The organism is Raineyella sp. W15-4, from assembly GCF_033170155.1.
Lineage (GTDB): Bacteria > Actinomycetota > Actinomycetes > Propionibacteriales > Propionibacteriaceae > Raineyella.
Window position 1 is genome coordinate 389,824 of sequence record NZ_CP137079.1, and the last position, 16,385, is coordinate 406,208.

Sequence of the window (16,385 nt, forward strand, 5' to 3'; positions counted from 1 at the left end):
AGGTACGTCAGGCTTCCATCACCTGCTCGGAGGGCAGGTCGTACACGGGGCAGTCCGCCACGCCGATGGTCGACCGGGTGATCGCCTCCACCTGCTCCTGGGCACGATGGGCATCGGTCACCCACGTCCGGTAGAAGTCGAACGGACAGTCGGCGATGCCCTTGTCCCCGTCGCCGGCGTTCCAGACGCCGGTGTAACCGCGGTGGAGGAGCTTGAAGAGGTGGTTCTGCGCCTGGTCGTTCGCCCGGGCGTCCCGGATCTCGGGGATCGAGAGCTGCGCGAACTGGATGCCGTACGGCTCCTCCCCGGTCTCGCCGAGCGTCCGACCGTCGAAGCCGATGACCGCTGAATGGCCGAAGTAGGTGTAGACCCCGTCGAAGCCGGCGCAGTTGGCCACCGCCACGTAGACGTTGTTCGCCCACGCCATCGCCTTCGCCATCAGCACCTGCTGGTCCTTGGACGGGTACATGTACCCCTGGCAACGGACCACCAGCTCGGCCCCCTTCATCGCACAGTCGCGCCAGATCTCGGGATAGTTGCCGTCGTCGCAGATGATCAGGGACATCCTGATGCCCTTCGGGCCTACGGAGACGTGGGTGCCGTCACCCGGGTACCACCCCTCGATCGGGTTCCAGGGGAGCACCTTGCGGTACTTCTGCACGATGGTGCCGGTGTCGTCGATCAGGACGACGGTGTTGTACGGCGGCTTGTTCGGGTGGTCCTCGTGCCGCTCCCCGGTGAGGGAGAAGACACCCCAGACCTTGGCTTCACGGCACGCCGCAGAGAAGATCTCGGTCTCCGGCCCGGGGACCGTCGTGGCGGTCGCGTACATCTCCTCGGTGTCGTACATGATGCCGAAGGTGGAGTACTCCGGGAACACGATCAGGTCCATGCCGGGAAGCCCGGACTTCACGCCCTTGACCAGGTCGGCGATGGCCGAGGCGTTCGCCAGGACTTCGGCCGTGGTGTGAAGCCGGGGAATGGGGTAGTTCACCACGGCCACGCCGACCGTGTCGGGAGACGAGCTGATATCACCGTGCCGCATGTCTGAGCCCTTCTTGGTGAAGATTGTTCCGTATGGAAATAACTATTACGCCTGTTTGTTGCGGAGATGTTTCTGAATGGAAACACTTGCGGGATGTCTGCTCGTGACGTGTGGACGGGCGCCGGGGTCTGGTCTCGCGGGTGGGGTCAGGCGGCCCCGCGCCAGGTCGCCACGACCTCGAAGTCGTAGCCGTCCGCCTCGGCCAGGTGGAGGTTCTGGTCTGCTTGGTTGCCCTCGAACGACAGGAGTCCGCGGGGGGTCTCCAGGTGCAGCCCGTCGATCACCCGATCCGTGTCCGGGACCCGTGGACTGCCGGCCCGCTCGGCGATCGCCTTGACCGCCCAGATGCTGTCGTAGCAGGACTCTGCCGGAGCGGTGAGGGGTGGCGCAACGCCCCCCTCGGCCGACGAGTACGCGGACAGCAGGCCGGCGGAGCCGGCGGTGTGGAGGGTGCGGAAGAAGCCGCCGGTGGAGAAGAGGTTCCGGGTGCCGTCAATGCCGCTGGCCATCAGCATGCTCTCCTCCATCAGCGGGCTGAGCCGGGTGGTGGTCCGATGCAGGCCTCTGGCGGCGAACCCGCGGTTGAACTCGACCGCGTTGTGTCCGAGCTTGAGCAGCAGGATCCCGTCACAGTGGACCGTGGGCAGGATGTCCAGGAGCCGCTTCTGCCGGTCGAGGGCAGGGCTGGTCTGGTCGCCGAAGAAGACCGCCCCGAGCAGATCGATGTCGGAGCCGACTCTCAGCGCCTCGAGTGTCCGGTAGGTCTGGCGGGGCCAGACATAGTCGTCCCCGACCACCAACCAGCGTCGCGCACGGTGGCTCGCGGCCAACCTCCGCAGCGCCGGCATCAGCTGGGATGCCGGCGTCTCGCCGAGACAGTACGTACCCCTGCGGGTCTCGTTGCCCTCGTAGACGGCGGAATAGACGTACGGGACTCTGCCGGCGATCAGTGGCACCAGCCGGTTGCGCAGGGAGCTGTCGTGCCAGCCGGTCACGGCGTCGAGTCGGCCGTCGCGGATCCCGCGGTCGACGGCGGTCATCACCTCCCGGGGGTCGGCGCCGCCGTCGATGAACTCCAGGGCGACCTCTCGCCCGAGGATGCCGTCGGTTGCGTTGATCTGCTGGGCGGCGAACTCCGAAGCCGCCTCGGCGGCCGCGCCGAACATCCCGGCCGCGTGCTGGAACGGGATGATGACCCCGATCCGTATCGCCATCTGCTGCATGTGTCGCCCCTATCGGGATCAGTGCCCACCGCGACCGTCTGGTGTGCTCCGGTAGGACGCTATCCTCGCGGCGTTGCAGGGCCGTGACGGACCCGTTCCAGGTTGGGCGTCGGTCGGCGTGGCGCGTGTCGGTGTCCGGCGGCCGGGCCGTCGGGTGACCGGTTACAGTCGACCTGTGACGAGGGAGAGCGGCTTGCCAGGTGCGGAGGTGACACCGGGAGCCGGGTCGGTCCAGCGCCGGCTGAGTGATGCCATCGTCGGTGGCCGGCGAGCGGCGGATGCCGTTCGGTCGGTCCTTGCGGGCGCCGGGCTCTCCCTCGAAGGGTGGTTGGTGCTCGTCGCCCTCGCGCGACAGAACGGTCTGATCATGTCGGAGATCGCCGAGCGTACCCGGAGCAGCAATGCGACGTTGACCCGGCACGTCGACACCTTGGTGCAGCAGGCGCTGGTGTACCGCGAGGTGGTCCACGACGACCGCCGGCAGATCGCGGTCTATGCCTCTCGGCGGGGTCTGGCCCTGGTGTCCCGGCTCGAGTCCGAACTGCGCGCCGAGGAGGGGCCCGGCCAGTCCTGACCGGGCCTCCCGGCAGCGGGTGTTGCCGGTTACGGTCACGTGAAGATACTTTCAATCGGTATCAATGTCGCCAGGTCCATCATATGCTTCCAAGTGGAAGGAAATAGTTCGACCGGGTGAAATGGAGAATCATGGAATCGGATGTCCTGGTCTGCTCAGGGGTGACCGTCTCATTCGGCGCGGTCAAGGTGCTGCACGGAGTGGACATGACGGTGCGGAGGGGAGAGGTCCACGTCCTTGTCGGCCCGAACGGTGCCGGGAAGACCACTCTGGCGAATGCCATCACCGGCCACGCGCCGGTGGCGACCGGCGAGATCCGCCTGTGCGGTCGGCGTCTGGACGGCCCGCCCTGGAAGCGGGCGAAGCGTGGGGTCGGTCGCAAGTTCCAGGTGCCCAGGGTGTTTCCCCGACTCTCGGCGGCGGACAACCTCCGGGTCGCGGGCGGGCGGGGCGAAGCGCTCCGGGTGCCGTACGCCGACGCGGGAAGGGCCTGGGGCAAGGAGATCAGCCACGGGGAACGCCAACAGTTGGAACTCGACATGGTCCACATGACCAGACCCGTCCTGGTGGTGCTGGACGAGCCCACGGCGGGGATGCCGGCGGAGGAGCGGATCAGACTGGCGGAGCAGATCAGGTCCCGCAAGGGTGACGCTGCGTACCTCATCGTCGAGCATGATCTCCAGTTCGTCCGCCTCGTCGCGGACCGTGTCTCGTTCCTGCAGGAGGGTCGGCTCGAACTGACCGGCAGCTACGACGAGGTCAGCACGCACCCCCGGGTGATCTCCGCCTACCTGGGCGAGGCGATCGAGAGCCGGGCCGTGCGATGACGGCCACCCATGCGATGACAGCCACCACGGTGATCGCCGGGGCAGCCCTGCGGGTGCGCGACCTCAGCGTGTTCCGTGAGGACATCCGGGTGGTCCGCGACGTCGCCCTCGCGATCGACCCGGGCGAGTCGCTGGGCATCCTGGGCCACAACGGGGCGGGCAAGACGTCGCTGATCGAGGGGATCGTCGGTCTTCTCCGCACCCGCGGCGACATCGACCTCTTCGGTGACACGGTGAGGGGAACGCCGGGCTCTGGCCGGGCCCGCTCCGGGATGGCGCTGGTGCCCCAGGGCCGGCGACTGATCGCCGACATGACCGTCGAGGAGAACCTGCGGACGGCGCTCCTGGCGCCCGGAGGCGGTGGACCTCGGATCGATGTCGACGAGCTGTTCCCAGGACTGCGGGAGCTGTCGAAACGGAAGGCGGGCCTGCTGTCCGGCGGACAACAGCAACAGGTGGCCATCGCCCGGGCCCTGCTGCGGCGACCGAAGGTTCTCATCCTCGACGAGCCGACCGAAGGGCTGTCCCCGCTGCTCATCGCGGAGATCGTCCGCGTCCTCGGCGAACTCCGTGGTCTCGGCGTCTCGATCCTGCTCGCCGAGCAGCACCATCACGTGATCGCCTCCTCCTGCGATCGCTACCTGACCATCCGATCGGGGCAGATCGTCGCCCGGGGAGAGACCTCGGACGGACGACTCGACTCCTACGCCGAACAGCTGTGAGTCCTCACCACAGCACAGGCCGATCCGCTGACCGGATCACCCACCACCCAACGAAAGGAACGACATCATGAACATCTCCCACGGCAACGGAGCACCCGTCTCCGGCCGCGTCCGACCATCCATCCGGGTACATCGCAGGCTTCTCGCGGGGGTCGCCCTCGCCGGGGCACTGGCGATGACGACCACGGCGTGCTCCGGCGGCGCGAATCAGCGGGCCGCCGCGGACGGGAACACCATCAAGCTCGGCCTCCTCTACTCGCTGACCGGCGACCTGGCCACGGTCGAGACGCCGATGCATGACGCCGCGCTGCTGGCCGTCGACGAGATCAACGCCGCGGGTGGCATCAACGGCAAGAAGATCGAACCGGTGGTGGAGGACTACGCCTCGGACAATGCCAAGGCGGTCGAGAAGGCCAACAAACTGATCGAGGACGACCATGTCGTGGCCACCCTCGGGATGTACACCTCGGCCAGCCGCCTCGCGGTGTTGCCCAAGTTCGAGCAGTCCAATTCCCTGCTCCTCTACGCGGTGGTGACCGAGGGGTTGGAGTGCAGCCCGAACGTCATCTACACCGGCATCACGCCGTCCCAGACGCTGGAGCAGACCATCCCGTGGATGTTGCAGCACCTCGGCAAGAAGGTCTACCTGGTCGGGTCGGACTACATCTACCCGCACACCGTGAACGCCATCGCGAAGAAGCTGATCGAGCAGAACGGCGGCGAAGTCGTCGCGGATGACTACTTCCCCCTCGGCAGCACCGAGTTCGGCACCGCCGTCTCCAAGATCAAGAACAGCAATGCCGATGTCGTGTTCTCGTCCCTGGTCGCCGGGTCGATCCCGGCCTTCTACAAGCAGTACCACGCCGGCGGCCTGGACTTCCAGCAGCGGCCGCTGGTCTCGTCGATCACGTCCGAGGCGGAGATCGCCGGCATGGGTGCCGACAATGCGGTGGGCAGCTACACCGCTTCGTCGTACTTCCAGTCGATCGATTCGCCCACGAACGACGCCTTCGTCAAGGCGATCAAGGCGAAGTACGGCAGCGGGCAGTTCACCGATCGTGAGATGGCTGCCGCCTACAGCACCGTCTACATGTTCAAGAAGGCCGTCGAGTCCGCTGGTGGTGACCTCTCCACCGACCATCTGAAGAAGGTCTTCCCGGGTACGAGCGTCGAGGGGCCACAAGGGACGGTGACGGTCGAGTCGAACAACAACACGACCATGACCTCACTGCTCGGCAAGGTCAACGCCTCGGGACAGTTCGACGTCGTGCAGGACTTCGGCCAGGTGAAGGCGGACCCCTTCCCGGCCTCGGTGGTGCCGAACCCGCCCACCTGTCCGGTCCGGGTCAAGTGACCCGGATGCTCCGGGGAAGGTGAGGAGGACATCGTGTCGATCGTTCTTCAGGTGCTGTTCCAGGGGCTCGGGATCGGGTCCGTCCTGCTGCTGGGTGCCCTCGGACTGATGATCATCTACGGGGTGATGGGGATCGTGAACCTCGCCCACGGTGAGTTCGTGATGGTCGGCGCCTACGCCTCCGTCGTCGTGTCGACGGTCGGCATGTCGTGGCTGTCGATCCCTGCCGCAGTCCTTGTCGCCGGTGCGCTGGGGCTCCTCGTCGACGTGGTCGTGGTGAGGTATTTCTACAACAACCCGGTGGCGTCGATGCTCGGGACCTTCGGCATCGGCATGGTCCTGCAGAGCGTCGTCCTGCTCGTCTTCGGCCCGAACCTCCAACGATCCGAGCAGCCGATCACCGCCTCGGTCCCGATCGGCTTCGGGCAGAGCTTCTCGGTGTGGCGGCTCGTACTGATCGGTGTCGCCGTCGTCACGACGATAGGCCTCGGGCTGGTCCTGGCCCGGACGAAGTACGGGCTCACGGTCAGGTTGGTCACGGCGGACCGTCAGGTCGCCTCGACGCTCGGGATCCGGTCCAAGCGGACCAACCGGTGGACCTTCGCCCTGGGCTGTGCCCTTGCCGGGTTCGGCGGCGCCCTGGCCGCACCACTGGCCAATGTGTCGCCCACGATGGGGGTCACCTACCTGGCGAACTCCTTCCTGGTCGTCGTACTGGCGAGGCTGGGGGATGTCCGCTCGACCGCCCTGTGGTCGGCGGCGCTCGGGGTGGGGCTGGCCGGGGTTGCCGCGGTGTCGAATGATGTCGTCGCCACGATCATCATCTGGGTGGCGGCCCTGGCCATCGTCGCCGTCCGTCGAACCGAGCTCAGTGCGGTCCGGGTGTGATGGGAGAAATGGACATGAAGAAGCTTTCCGACCTCCTGCCGGGTCTCCGTGGGGGCGGCACACATCGTTTCGGCCCCACGGCCACCCCGAAACCGCTGACGGCCGGCCTGGTCCTGCTGGCGTTCCTGCTCGCACCGGCAGCGCTCGGCGGGTACGGATCCGGACTCGTGGCGCTGTACCTCCCGCTGGTGCTGCTGGCCCTGAGCGCCGATCTCCTCTGGGGCCTCAACGGGGTGGTGTCCTTCGGGCATGCCGCGTTCTTCACCGCCGGGGCCTATCTGGCGGCACTGATCGTCGGCGGACCCGGAGACTCGGCCGCGGGCACACTGAGCTATCTGCAGGCGACGAACGTCGGTGCGGGGCCCGGAGACGTCTGGCGGGGGGTGTTCGAGGCGCTGGCTGCGGTGCGGATCCTGGGCGTGTCCGTCCTGGCGCTCCTCCTCCCCGCCGTGGTCGTCGGCCTCTTCGGGCTGGTGCTGGGACTGGTCCTGTTCCGGCTGCCGTCGCCCGAGGTCTATGTGCCGCTGATGACACTCGGACTCGGTGTGATCATGACGACGAGCCTCGTCGGGGTGTCGTTCCTGGGAGCGAGCAACGGGCTCTCCAACATCCCCTCGTTCGTAGCGGACACCTGGCTCACCCGGATCGCCGGGGACGGGATGGGCAAGTACTACTTCAACCTGCTCTTCCTGGTCGTGGCGTACGGCGTCTACTGGTGGTTCCGTGGGTCGTCGTGGGGCCGCCGCTGGCTGGGGTCGGGTGATTCGCCGCTGCGCCTGGACGCGCTGGGGTACCGGGCGAATCTGACCCGCAGCCTGGGCTTCGGCGCCTCGGCCGCACTGGCCGGATTCGCCGGCGCGCTCTATGTCGGGTCGATCGGATTCGTCGCTCCGGCGCAGGCCGCCGTGGGACAGTCGGCGATGGTGCTGATCTGGGTCGCGGTCGGGCGTCCGGGCAGCTTCTTCGGGCCGCTGGTCGGAGTCCTGACGATCCAGATCAGCTCGTTCTTCCTGTCCGGCGTGCTGAAGAACAGCTGGCAACTCGTCCTCGGCGTCATCCTGATCCTGGTGGTCGTGCTGATGACACGGGCCGCCGAGATCCGAGCGTTCGTCCGGCGGACAGTGCGTCGTGCCGAGCGCCCCCCGGTCGAGCGGGTCGCGTCGGCGAGCGAATGATGTGACCGTTGGCGGTCCTGGGTCGCCGGGCGGGTGTCCCGCGCCCCGGCGACCCGGGATCAGCGTCGCGGCCGGCCGGTGGGCCGCGGCCGGCCGGTGAGGGCGTGGGCCACCGCCGCGGCGATGGCGACCCCGTTGAGCGCGTCCTCGGTGGTTTGCGGCACCCGGTCCAGACGCTCGGCGACCACCGTGATGCCCTGGAGGGTCACGCTCCAGGGCAGCTGGGTGGCCATCAGCAACGTACGGACCGCGGGGCCGACGGTCATCCGGCCGAGCAGCTCGTCGTCGGTGAGGATCGCGAACCGGCCGTCGAAGTCGGCGTGTCCGGTGTGGTGGACGGTGCCGCCGACCGCGCGACGGCGTTCCTCGAGCAGGTCGATCGGCACGATCCGCACCTCGTTGAGCGGGAACGGCAGCCGGATCCAGCAGATCGTCGCGTGGGTCCGGCGCCCGTGCCGCGCGGGATCCGCCTCGTGGACGACGTGCGCGACACAGAACTCCTGACCGTGATAGCTGCCGGCGAAACCCTCCCGGAACCGCAGCCGCCGCTGCCACTCCCGCAGTCTCGGTGGCGGTGGGCGCAGCCGGGAGGCGTCGTCGGTGTAGGTCCATCCCCGCGCCGTAGCGCCGGAGCGGAGCGCCGTCAGGCGACGGTGTTCACGTCGCGGGGCGCCGATGGCGATCGTGGCCAGCCAACCGACCAGCGGCAGGGTGATCAACAGCACCAGCCAGGTGCCCATCAGGACCGTCCCCTCGTCGGGGCCTGGTCGAGGATCGCGGGGACGTCGGAGGGCCCGGCGGGGCGTACGCGAGGATCGGCCATGCGATCAGGGTAGTCAACGGTGGTTCGCCGGGCCCCGATCGGCTGCCGGGCCACTGCCGGCGCCGGCCACCGTGACGGCCACCGCCACCGCCAGGGTCCCGAGCTGCACCCGGCGGGCGAGCCGGACCGCTCGAGCCACATCCCGCGGCTCCGCCCGGCGACCGTCCCCCAGCTCACCGCGGTCCTCCACAATGCCGCCGTAGGCGTTCGACCCACCGAGGCGGATCCCCAGCGCGCCGGCGAAGGCGGCCTCGATCTGCCCGCCGTTCGGGCTGGGGTGCGCCGCGGTGTCCTCGCGGATCGCCCGCCAGGCCCCGGCCGAGGTCCCCGCGGCGAGCGCGGCGCCGAGCCGGGCCGGCAGCCAGTTGACCGCGTCGTCGAGCCGGGCGGCCACCTTCCCGAACCGCTCGTAGCGGTCGTTGCGGTAGCCGATCATCGCGTCGAGGGTGTTGATCGCCCGATGGGCCACCATCCCCGGCGCGCCGGCGAGCGCGCCCCAGACCAGCGGGGCGACCACGGCGTCGGAGGTGTTCTCGGCCAGCGACTCGATCGCGGCCCGGGTGACGCCGGCCGCGTCCAGCGCCCACGGATCCCGGCCGACCAGATGGCTGACCTGTTCCCGTGCGGCGGACAGATCCTCCCGCTCGAGGTGGCCGGCGACCGCCGAGGCCTCCCGCTCCAGTGACCGGCCGCCGAGCACGGTCCAGGTGACCAGCGCCGTCCAGACGACGTCGGCGACGGGCCGGTGGCGGACCGACCGCTGCACCAGCGCGGCCGCGAGCGTCGCCGCTCCCACCAGCAGCCCCACGTGTTCAGCCCCCGCGGCCACCGAGTCGGCGTACGTACGCCGCTCCAGTCGGCCGGCCACCCGGCCGAACGCCGCCACCGGGTGCCCCCGGCGGGGATCGCCGAGCAACCGGTCCAGCCCGAACCCGAGGGCCAGCCCGAGAGCCCGGGAGCAGCTCACCACGCGATCACCGCTGCCACGGCGAGCCCGGCCGCGGCCGCCTCGACGGTGGCGCCGAGGACATCGCCGGTGATGCCGCCGAGCCGGCGGACACACCACCACAGCAGCACCCCGGCGGCCAGCGGCCCGCCGGCTGTGGCGATCACACCGGCCCACCAGGTCGCCCCGGTCACCACCGCGACTCCGGCCAGCGCCGCCGCCCAGACCAGCCAGACGACCACCGCGCCGTACCACGGCACCGACCCGGCGACCGCCTGCCCGAGCCCCTCGGGCCGGGCCGCCGGCACGCCGCGCAGGCAGCCCAGCACGAGCGCCGCCCGCGAGGCGCAGACCAGCGCCGCGACCAGCAGCCAGCCCAGCGGGCCCGCCAGCAGCGCGCCGTACGACGCCGCCTGCAGGCCCAGCACCACGACCAGCGTGCCGGCCCCCATCGGGCCGACGTCGCCGGTGCGCATGATCTCGAGCGCCCGGTCGCGGTCCCAGGAGGAGCCGAGTCCGTCGGCGGTGTCGGCCAGCCCGTCCCAGTGCATGGCCCGGGTGAGCTGGGCGACGATCCCGACGACCAGCAGGCCCCCGACCAGGCCGGGAGCGCCGAGCCGTACCGCTCCCCAGCCGGCCAGACCTGCTGCCAGCGCGACCGGCACCATCACCACCGAACCGACGGTCATCGCCGTCCGGGCGATCGGCCGGGTGACCTGGGCGATCGGCCCGGCAGGGATCCGGGTGAGGGTGCCGAGAGCCAGTCGCCAGCCGTCGGCCGGCCCGGGCTCAGCTGACATCAGCCAGCGTCGCCATCTCCCGCATCAGCGCGATCCCGGACCGCACCAGCGGGACCGCGGAGGCCGCTCCGGTCCCCTCGCCGAGGCGCAGGCCCAGATCGAGGATCGGTCGCAGCCCCAGCCGCTCGATGGCGTACGACAGCCCGGGCTCGGGGGAGCGGTGGCCGGCCCGCATCCAGGTCTTGGCGCCCGGGGCGATGGACTCCGCCATCGTCGCCTCGGCGCCGGCGATCACACCGTCGACCAGTACCGGCACCCCGGCCCGGGCCGCCGCGATCATGTAGCCGGTGGCCGCGGCGATGTCCGCGGACCCCAGGCAGGCCAGCCGTTCGATCGGGTCGGCGAGCCGGTCGCCGCAGCGGGCGATCGCCTCGTCGATCACCGCCGCCTTCCGCAGCCGACCGGCCTCGTCGAGTCCGGTGCCGATGCCGGTCACCTCGGCCGCCGGCACACCGTACGTGGCGGCGATCAGCGCGGCGGACGGGGTGGTGTTGCCGATGCCCAGATCGCCGGCGATCAGCAGCTGGGCCCCGGCGGCGATCTCCTCGGCGGCGACGGCCTCCCCCTCGGCGAGTGCCTGCTCGGCCTCGGCGCGGGTCAGCGCGTCCTCGACCCGGATGTTGCCCGAGCCGCGGCGGACCTTGTGGGCGGTCACCGCCGCGGGAACATCCAGGTCGGCGTCCACCCCGATGTCCAGGAGGCGTACGTGGATGCCGTACTGCCGGGCGATCACGCTGATCCCGGCCTTGCCGGCCAGGATGCCGTGGACCATGCCGACGGTGATCGCGGTGGGGTAGACCGACACCCCGTCCGCGGCGACGCCGTGGTCACCGGCGAAGACGACGGTGCGGATGTTGTCCAGTGGGGCGGGCGGCACCTGGCCCTGCGCCGCGGCGATCCAGCAGCCGAGTTCGACGAGGCCGTGCAGGGCGCCGGTCGGCATCGCCAGCGTGTCGCAGTGGGCGAGCGCGGCGGCGTACACCTCGGTGTCGGGTGGGGTGATGGTGAGTGAGGTGATGGTCATCGATCCTCCGAGGGGTGGAGGCGCGCCCGGATCCGCAGAAGGCCCTGTGGATACGAGTGAGTGGAATCGGACCGAACATCACGGCCCGGGCACGCCGCCACGTCTGGTATGGGCGCGTCAGGCGGTGCGGTCGTGAGCGGGGCTGTCGGTGGCCGAGCAGCGGAACGGATCGCTCATGGTGTCCTCTCCGGGATGGCGCGTCCCAGTCGTGGGTGAACGCGGGCCGAGTTCCTGACTTGGACTCACAGTGGCGCGACCGTGCCGGATTCCCACCGGCTTCCTCGGGTACCGCGTGTTGCGTGGCAAGCCTACACTCCCGGCATGTCCTCGTGATCGCGGTGCCCCGGTGGCTCGAGTTGGAACGTCGAATGCTCCACCGACACCGGGAAATGCCCGGCCACACAGCTCTGCAGAGTGTCCAGCAGATGGGGTGCGGTGCCGGTGCGGAAGCACTCCTCCTCGACCACCACATGGGCGCTGAGCACCGGCAGGCCGGTGGCGATCGTGCTCGCGTGCAGGTCGTGCACCTCGAGGACGTGGTCGACCGCCAACAGGTGCCGACGCACCTCGGCCAGGTCGAGGCCCTTTGGCGTCCACTCCAGCAGCACCGTGGTCGAGAAGCGGAGCAGAGCCAGTGTCCGGGGGATGATCAGCACGGCGATGACCATCGCGGCGACCGCGTCGGCGCGCAGCCAGCCGAGCGTCCCGATCAGCACCGCCGAGACGATCACCGCGACCGACCCGAGCGCGTCGTTGACGACCTCCAGGAAGGCCGTGCGGAGGTTGAGGTTGACGTCGCGGTGGCCGAGCAGGACGGCGAGCGACACCAGGTTCCCGACCAAGCCGATGACGCCGAAGATCAGCAGGGCGCCGGAGGGCACCTCCGGTGGCTGCAGCAACCGCCGGACGCCGTCGATCAGCGCGTACACCCCGACCGCCAGCAGGATCGCGGCCTGCCACTGGGCGGAGATCACCTCGGCGCGCCGGAACCCCCAGGTGCGGCGCTCATCCGGCGGCCGGGTCGCCAGCCGGGCGGCGACCAGCGCCATCGTCAGGCCGGCCACGTCGGTGAGCATGTGGGCAGCGTCGGTGAGCAGCGACAGGCTGCGGGTCAGCGCCGCACCGACCACCTCGGCCACCAGCACCGTCGCGGTGATCGCCAGGGCCACCATCAACCGGCGCCGAGGGGCGAGGCCGTGGTCGTGGTCGTGTCCCATGGAGTCGATCTTAGGTGTGCTGATCAGGGGAGGCCGGTCCATCGGGTGATGGGGTGTCCGTCGTCGCGTTGGTGCGGGGTGTGAGTAGCGAGCCGTCTCACTGCGGGCGTCGGGGCCAGGCACAGGTGGTGCACTCCTGGCTCCGCCGGGCCCGGATGACGTTCCAGGCGAGCACGGCGATCCCCAGCATGATGCCGGCGACCGGGTGCACGGTGACGCCGACCACCAGGCCCAGCATCAGCGGGACGGAGACGGCGCAGGGTGACAGGGGCATGACACCACCCTAGCCGATTACCCCTGGGGGTATTGTCGTTCAGACGGCTCCGGGGAAGCCGAACTGCCGCCACGCCTCGTACGTCGCGATCGCGGTGGCGTTGGACAGGTTCAGCGACCGGTTGCCCGGCCGCATCGGGATCCGGATCTGCTCGGTCACCCGGCCATCGGCCAGCACCGCGGGATCCAGGCCGGTCGGCTCCGGGCCGAACAGCAGCACGTCGCCCTCCCGGTAGGTGATGTCGGTGTGGCGTACGGTCGCGTGCGAGGTGAATGCGAAGACCCGGGCCGGCAGCAGCGCCGCGTACGCCGCCTCGAGGTCCTCGTGCACGGTGACGTGCGCCATGTCGTGGTAGTCCAGGCCCGCCCGCCGCAGATGGGTGTCGTCCATCGAGAAGCCCAGCGGTCCGGCCAGGTGCAGCGGTGCCCCGGTGATGGCGGCCAGCCGGATGGTGGCGCCGGTGTTGTGCGGGATGCGGGGGGAGTGGAAGAGGATGTGGACCGGGCAGGACATGCCGGTCAGTCTCTCACGCCGCCTCGTCCGGCCAGTGGTGCGCGAGCCGGCTGGTGAAGGTCCGCGGGTCCCCGCTGATCGGGTCGGTGAAGGCCAGTGTCCGGGCGACTAGCTCCAGCGGAGTGGAGAAGTCGTCGATGTCCACCTCACGGACCTCCGGGTACAGCGGGTCGCCGAGGATCGGGATGCCGAGCCCGGTCAGGTGGACCCGCAGTTGGTGCGTCTTCCCGGTGGTGGGGGTGAGCAGGTAGCGCCCGTACGCCCCGCGCTGTTCGACCAGGTCGACGACGGTCCGACTGTTCGGCTCCCGATCCGCCAGCACGTCGGTTTGCCACACCCCGCGGCGCTTGTGCAGGTGGTTCGCCACCTCGCGGGGAAAGGTGAGCTCGGGACGGACCATGGCGAGGGCGGTGTAGGTCTTGGTCACCAGCCGCTGCTCGAAGAGCTGTTGGTACGGCGCCCGCCAGCGGCGTTCGGTGGTGAGCAGCAGCACCCCGCCGGTCAACCGGTCGAGCCGGTGCGCGGGGGACAGCTCGGGCAGGCCGAGGGCGTCGCGCAGCCGGACGACCACCGACTGGGTGACGTGACGCCCGCGCGGGATGGAGGACAGGAAGTGCGGCTTGTCGACCACGACGATCCGCTCGTCGCGGTGCAGCACCCGGATCTCGAAGGGCACCACCGGCTCGTCGCGCAGGTCCCGATGGAACCAGACGAAGGTGTGCGGGGCGTACGCCTCGGCACCGCTGAGCGGCGTCCCGTCATCGATCACGAAGCGCCCCGCGGCGAGCATCGCCTCGACCGGCGCGTCCGTCGCCAGTCGGTCCACCAGGAATGCCCGCATCGTCGGCCAGGGTGCCGGCCGGTCCGCATCCGGTGTCCGCACCCAGGCGGCCGACAGGCCGTGGCGGAGGGGAAGCGGGGAACGCGGCGGCACCCGGTCAGCCTACGTGCCGCGGGTCGCGGAACGGGAGTTCTCGGGTCGCTGAGGGTGGAGTACAGTCGGCTGGGCGTCAACGAACGCGATGCGGGTGAGGCCCAAGGGTGGGGCGCCACACTTCCGGTGTGGAGGTTCAGGTTCGAGTCCTGGCGCCCGCTCCGATCATCTTCGGAGAGGGCGGGCATGGGCGTACGACAGATGTTCGCCGACACCCGCCCCCTCCACGACGACCACTTCCGACGGCTGTGGATCGCCAATATCATCACCGTCATCGGTGCCCAGCTCACCGTCGTCGCGGTGCCGGCGCAGATCTATGCGCTCACCGGCAGCTCCGCCTACGTGGGCCTGACCGGCCTCTTCGGTCTGGTGCCGCTGGTGGTCTTCGGCCTGTGGGGTGGGGCATTGGCCGACGCGATGGACCGGCGCCGGCTGATGGTGCTGTCCACCGTCGGCCTGATCGCCACCTCTGCACTGTTCTGGGCCCAGTCGGCCCTCGGCACCGGCAACGTCTGGCTGATCCTGGGGATCTTCGCGGTCCAGCAGGCCTTCTTCGCGGTCAACCAGCCGACCCGGACCTCGATCCTGCCGCGGCTGCTGCCCGCTGGGCAGCTGCCGGCGGCCAACTCACTCAACATGACCGTGATGCAGTTCGGCGCGATCGCCGGTCCGCTGGTGGGCGGGGCGCTGATCCCGGTGCTCGGCTTCTCCTGGCTGTATCTGGCCGACACCGTGCTGCTCTTCGCCACGCTGTGGGCGGCGGTCCGGCTGCCCGCGCTGCCGCCGACTGCCGGGGAGCGCCAGGGGGTGCCGGGGCTGCGCTCGGTGGTCGAGGGGCTGGGCTACCTGCGCGGCCAGCCGGTGCTGATGATGTCCTTCCTGGTGGACCTGATCGCGATGGTCTTCGGGATGCCCCGGGCACTGTTCCCGCAGCTTGCCCACGAGTCCTTCGGGGGCCCGGCCGAGGGCGGCACCGCTTTCGCCCTGTTGTTCGCCGCGATTCCCGCCGGGGCGCTGCTGGGCGGCATCTTCTCCGGCTGGATCTCCCGGGTCACCAGGCAGGGGCTGGCGGTGGTGCTGTGCATTGTCGCCTGGGGCGCGGCGATGCTCGGCTTCGGGCTGTTCGCCGGGGTGGGGCTGTTGCTGCCCGCACTCGGCTTGCTCGCGGTGGGCGGTGCGGCGGACATGGCCTCGGCAGCGTTCCGGCAGACCATCCTGCAGGAGGCCGCCAGCGACGAGGTGCGCGGCCGGCTGCAGGGCATCTTCATCGTTGTGGTGGCCGGCGGGCCACGGCTGGCGGACACCCTGCACGGCGGGGCCGCCGCGGTGCTGGGCACGGTTGCTGCAACCGCCGGTGGCGGGGTGGCGGTGATCGCCGGGGTGGTGCTGGCGGCGCTGCTGGTGCCGTCGTTCGTCCGCTACCGGGTCACCCGCTGAGGGGTCTGGCGGCGGTGGTTCCGCCGGCCCGCGGGATCCCGGCGGCGTCGGCGGCGGCACCGTACGCCGCAGCCAGGCTGGTGACGGTCTCGTGCGCGTTGAGGCCGGACGGATTGGGCAGCACCCACAACGGGGTGCCGTCGAGGTCCTCGGGCTGGCGGCCCGGGCGGGCCTTCGGCCGGCGGAACCCGGTGCGGTAGGCCGAGATCCCGACGACCGCCACCACCCGGGGGTGGTGGGCGGTGACCGTACGCTCCAGCCGGGCCGCCCCGGCGCGGAGCTCCTCGGCGGTCAGCTCGTCGGCCCGGGCGGTGGCCCGGGCCACCAGGTTGGTGATGCCCAGGCCGAGGGCCGCCACCGCGGCGCGATCGGCCGGCCGCATGCCAGCGGTGCAGTCGATCGGGTAGTCGGTGATCCCGGCCGCGAAGAGAGCCGGCCAGAACCGGTTGCCGGGGCGGGCGAAATGAGCGCCGGTGGCGCCCGACCACAGGCTCGGGTTGATGCCCACCACCAGCAGTCTCAGCGGGTCGGGCAGGATGTCGGGAATCGTCCGCCCCGCCGCGGCGGCGAGGTCGGCGGGGGTGGGACGGGGCACCCGCTCATTGTCCT

At 70.4% G+C, this 16,385-nt stretch carries 18 protein-coding genes, 1 tRNA gene and 1 riboswitch; of the genes, 8 read left to right on the top strand and 11 right to left on the bottom strand.

The annotated features are described in order from the left end of the window. Nucleotides 1-7: 7 nt before the first annotated feature. Together R0145_RS01705 and R0145_RS01710 are read right to left on the bottom strand one after the other, a co-directional pair. Nucleotides 8-1,045, bottom strand: coding sequence for an aliphatic amidase (locus R0145_RS01705; protein WP_317838714.1), 1,038 nt, complete (start codon nt 1,043-1,045; stop codon nt 8-10). Nucleotides 1,046-1,191: 146 nt separating this feature from the next. Next, entirely contained in the window at nt 1,192-2,268 is a 1,077-nt protein-coding gene (locus R0145_RS01710) for a substrate-binding domain-containing protein (protein WP_317838715.1), read from the bottom strand. A 208-nt stretch (nt 2,269-2,476) separates the two neighbouring features. Between R0145_RS01710 and R0145_RS01715 the strand changes: the two genes are divergently transcribed. From R0145_RS01715 to R0145_RS01740, 6 genes are all read left to right on the top strand, one after another. After that, entirely contained in the window at nt 2,477-2,842 is a 366-nt protein-coding gene (locus tag R0145_RS01715) for a MarR family winged helix-turn-helix transcriptional regulator (protein WP_317838716.1), read from the top strand. Between the two features lie 131 nt (nt 2,843-2,973). Then, nucleotides 2,974-3,669, top strand: coding sequence for an ABC transporter ATP-binding protein (locus tag R0145_RS01720; protein WP_317838717.1), 696 nt, complete (start codon nt 2,974-2,976; stop codon nt 3,667-3,669). A gap of 14 nt (nt 3,670-3,683) precedes the next feature. Next, nucleotides 3,684-4,391, top strand: coding sequence for an ABC transporter ATP-binding protein (locus tag R0145_RS01725; protein WP_317838718.1), 708 nt, complete (start codon nt 3,684-3,686; stop codon nt 4,389-4,391). Between the two features lie 67 nt (nt 4,392-4,458). Continuing rightward, nucleotides 4,459-5,745, top strand: a complete 1,287-nt coding sequence (locus tag R0145_RS01730) for a transporter substrate-binding domain-containing protein (protein WP_317838719.1) — start codon at nt 4,459-4,461, stop codon at nt 5,743-5,745. A 33-nt stretch (nt 5,746-5,778) separates the two neighbouring features. After that, nucleotides 5,779-6,633 carry an ABC transporter permease subunit gene (locus R0145_RS01735; RefSeq protein WP_317838720.1) on the top strand — a complete coding sequence of 285 codons (855 nt, stop codon included), beginning with the start codon at nt 5,779-5,781 and terminating at the stop codon, nt 6,631-6,633. A gap of 14 nt (nt 6,634-6,647) precedes the next feature. Then, nucleotides 6,648-7,808: a branched-chain amino acid ABC transporter permease gene (locus R0145_RS01740; RefSeq protein ID WP_317838721.1), complete on the top strand. Its 1,161-nt coding sequence runs from the start codon at nt 6,648-6,650 to the stop codon at nt 7,806-7,808. A gap of 59 nt (nt 7,809-7,867) precedes the next feature. Here R0145_RS01740 and R0145_RS01745 read toward each other — a convergent pair whose 3' ends face one another. The 8 genes from R0145_RS01745 to R0145_RS01780 all read right to left on the bottom strand — a co-directional run bounded on the left by R0145_RS01745 (nt 7,868) and on the right by R0145_RS01780 (nt 14,246). Beyond that, nucleotides 7,868-8,548, bottom strand: coding sequence for a hypothetical protein (locus R0145_RS01745; RefSeq protein WP_317838722.1), 681 nt, complete (start codon nt 8,546-8,548; stop codon nt 7,868-7,870). A gap of 96 nt (nt 8,549-8,644) precedes the next feature. Then, nucleotides 8,645-9,598 carry a cobalamin biosynthesis protein gene (locus R0145_RS01750; RefSeq protein ID WP_317838723.1) on the bottom strand — a complete coding sequence of 318 codons (954 nt, stop codon included), beginning with the start codon at nt 9,596-9,598 and terminating at the stop codon, nt 8,645-8,647. Beyond that, nucleotides 9,595-10,377 carry an adenosylcobinamide-GDP ribazoletransferase gene (locus R0145_RS01755; RefSeq protein ID WP_317838724.1) on the bottom strand — a complete coding sequence of 261 codons (783 nt, stop codon included), beginning with the start codon at nt 10,375-10,377 and terminating at the stop codon, nt 9,595-9,597. Before R0145_RS01755 ends, R0145_RS01750 begins: the two co-directional genes overlap by 4 nt. Continuing rightward, nucleotides 10,367-11,401: a nicotinate-nucleotide--dimethylbenzimidazole phosphoribosyltransferase gene (gene cobT / locus R0145_RS01760; RefSeq protein WP_317838725.1), complete on the bottom strand. Its 1,035-nt coding sequence runs from the start codon at nt 11,399-11,401 to the stop codon at nt 10,367-10,369. The genes R0145_RS01755 and cobT overlap by 11 nt, the downstream gene beginning before the upstream one ends. A 203-nt stretch (nt 11,402-11,604) precedes the next feature. Continuing rightward, a riboswitch (cobalamin riboswitch) is annotated at nt 11,605-11,728 on the bottom strand. Next, nucleotides 11,710-12,618, bottom strand: a complete 909-nt coding sequence (locus tag R0145_RS01765; RefSeq protein ID WP_317838726.1) for a cation diffusion facilitator family transporter — start codon at nt 12,616-12,618, stop codon at nt 11,710-11,712. It overlaps the preceding riboswitch by 19 nt. Before the next feature lie 97 nt (nt 12,619-12,715). Further along, nucleotides 12,716-12,892 carry a hypothetical protein gene (locus tag R0145_RS01770; protein ID WP_317838727.1) on the bottom strand — a complete coding sequence of 59 codons (177 nt, stop codon included), beginning with the start codon at nt 12,890-12,892 and terminating at the stop codon, nt 12,716-12,718. Nucleotides 12,893-12,931: 39 nt separating this feature from the next. Continuing rightward, nucleotides 12,932-13,405: a tRNA (cytidine(34)-2'-O)-methyltransferase gene (locus R0145_RS01775; protein WP_317838728.1), complete on the bottom strand. Its 474-nt coding sequence runs from the start codon at nt 13,403-13,405 to the stop codon at nt 12,932-12,934. 13 nt (nt 13,406-13,418) lie between these two features. Continuing rightward, the gene (locus R0145_RS01780) at nt 13,419-14,246 is read right to left on the bottom strand and encodes a pseudouridine synthase (protein ID WP_317840125.1); all 828 of its coding nucleotides are present in this window, start codon (nt 14,244-14,246) and stop codon (nt 13,419-13,421) included. A 183-nt stretch (nt 14,247-14,429) separates the two neighbouring features. On the opposite strand from R0145_RS01780, the gene R0145_RS01785 reads away from it, so the two are divergent. Beyond that, a tRNA-Gly gene (locus R0145_RS01785) sits at nt 14,430-14,500 on the top strand. A 25-nt stretch (nt 14,501-14,525) separates the two neighbouring features. Then, nucleotides 14,526-15,776, top strand: a complete 1,251-nt coding sequence (locus tag R0145_RS01790) for an MFS transporter (protein WP_317838729.1) — start codon at nt 14,526-14,528, stop codon at nt 15,774-15,776. Here the strand turns inward: R0145_RS01790 and R0145_RS01795 are convergent. After that, a complete protein-coding gene (locus R0145_RS01795) occupies nt 15,766-16,371 on the bottom strand; it encodes a mismatch-specific DNA-glycosylase (protein ID WP_317838730.1) in 606 nt (201 codons plus the stop codon). The genes R0145_RS01790 and R0145_RS01795 overlap by 11 nt on opposite strands. Between the last annotated feature and the right edge of the window lie 14 nt (nt 16,372-16,385).